The sequence below is a fragment of the Eubacterium sp. BIOML-A2 genome, from assembly GCF_009680135.1.
Taxonomy (GTDB): Bacteria; Bacillota; Clostridia; order Lachnospirales; family Lachnospiraceae; genus Faecalicatena; species Faecalicatena contortus_B.
Genome location: NZ_WKZK01000118.1, coordinates 1 through 1,868 on the forward strand (window position 1 = coordinate 1; position 1,868 = coordinate 1,868).

A 1,868-nucleotide genomic window follows, 5' to 3' on the forward strand; every position below is an offset into this window, starting at 1 on the left:
GATTGCGTAAATTTACCTTCGGAAATAATGGTGTAGAGTTCACCCATGATGTACTGATAAAGTATCAGACAATGACTTGTGGGTTTAATATACATCTTTTTGGTATACAAAGCAAGCCCAGCTTTCTTTCTGGGCAGACTCCGACTTATTCCTCTTGGCTGTGCTTTTGACCAGAGGCTTTCAGTTGTCAAGGATGCTCTGCACCGTTTACGGCGTTGTCCTTGACAACTGAAAGTCTCTGGTCTTCTTTGTAATTAAGAGGAATAAGCCTCTTTCTCACATTTCATGTGTACCTTCTATAATCCCCAAATATGCGAATTGAAGTACACTATTTTTTTGTTTTGAAGCGAAATGCTATGGCTCATACTGTCTACATACTTTCCCAACTCTCCGTGTCTGCTTTTTTCCGATTGAAGGATTTCTGCACTGCTTAAAATATCGTATTCTGCGCCTATAGCTTTCGGTAATTCTCTTTTTTGATATCTTACCAGTTCTAACATATCTCCACCGTTAAGAGCATACGCCCTTAGCTTTGCCACTTTTGTTGCACCCTTTATACTCCAGCCCATCGGTCTCGAGCTCATCCTGCTTGACAATACGTGGCTCACATGACCTTCTGTACTGCTTCCTGTTACGCCATCTTGATGTCTTAATCTTAGTTTTGCGGCTGTCCAGTTTGAAAGGATATATTCCTTTGCATCTGCAATCCGCTTCATTCCTGTCTCATTTTCCAGACAACTCTCCAAACGTTCCACGGTTTCTTCAAAATCTTTCTTTGTCTTGCTTCGTATTGCAGTCCTTAACTCATCCGCTGCATCTTCCCGGCTGTCTTTCATATGACTCGTCAGCTTTGTCAGATATTTTTCAATGTGAAATTCATCTAGTACATATGTGATATCGGCTATCCTTCTCATGCCCGACTTAATCCATCCGCCACCATCTGCATTCAAATAAATTTTCTTTACTTTATCGAGGTCATAGTGATTATTGATATATTCATAAACTTCATCCCAAAACTCTGCATTTTCTTCTCCATAACTGGTTCCACAAAAATAATAGGGATTCACAAGTTTGTGGCGATTACTCTTTGGTGCTTCTTTTTCAATTCCCTCATGAACATAAACGAGTTTTGTAATTAAGCAGTTGTTTTTCTGATGATTTTCATTTTCCACCAAATCTCCTTTTTTCTCACGGAACTGCAACGATACATGATCTTCGTCTGCCTCAATATACAGGTATTCTACTTCTTTTTTCTTTTCCGGCTTTTCCTCATTTCGGGGAAATTCCAATGCATGAATCTTATTTTTGACCGTCTGCTTATTAACGTCTGTTGTCAGACTTGTTTCTTCTCCACCTCGTCTGTATGAGCTCTGAACTGCTTCTTTAAGCATTCGTGCAAGAGCATCTTCACTAATGCGTTCATGCTTTTCTAATCCTAAAATCCGGTCAAGCAGATATTCACATTCACCTGTCTCTTTATTTTTGAATAAAGTCTTTTCAAATGTGACAGTTCCTAATGAGGTGATCAGCTGCTTTGTTTCGTGAGATTCTACCACCCAGTGTTGTAGACGTTTCTGGCTTTTCTGGAGCATTCCATTCATTTCTTCCAGAGATTCCTGTATCATTCTAAGTCCTAAGTTGTGCAGTTCTTCTGTGAGACCAAGGACATACTCTGCCAGTTTTTGAGGCTCTTTCATGAAATCATCTTCCAATTTTTCAAATCTGTTGATGCATTCTTCTTCAAAATATCTTATACTGTTAATCATAGAGGACACCTTCCTTTGTGTGTATTTGGTTGCAAGCCATAAATACTTTATCACAAAGTGGTGTCCTCTTTTCATTTAATCCGAATAAAATTTTACGCTAGC

1 protein-coding gene is annotated in these 1,868 nt (G+C 39.1%); it reads right to left on the reverse strand.

Features of this window, described 5'->3' with window-relative positions:
- Nucleotides 1-296: 296 nt before the first annotated feature.
- The gene (locus tag GKG43_RS22690) at nucleotides 297-1,766 is read right to left on the reverse strand and encodes an ISLre2 family transposase (protein ID WP_129880149.1); all 1,470 of its coding nucleotides are present in this window, start codon (nucleotides 1,764-1,766) and stop codon (nucleotides 297-299) included.
- Nucleotides 1,767-1,868: the final 102 nt, after the last annotated feature.

Excerpts from the sequence above, each read along its gene's own strand:
- GKG43_RS22690 (WP_129880149.1), bottom strand. The coding sequence starts at position 1,766 with ATGATTAACAGTATAAGATATTTTGAAGAAGAATGCATCAACAGATTT.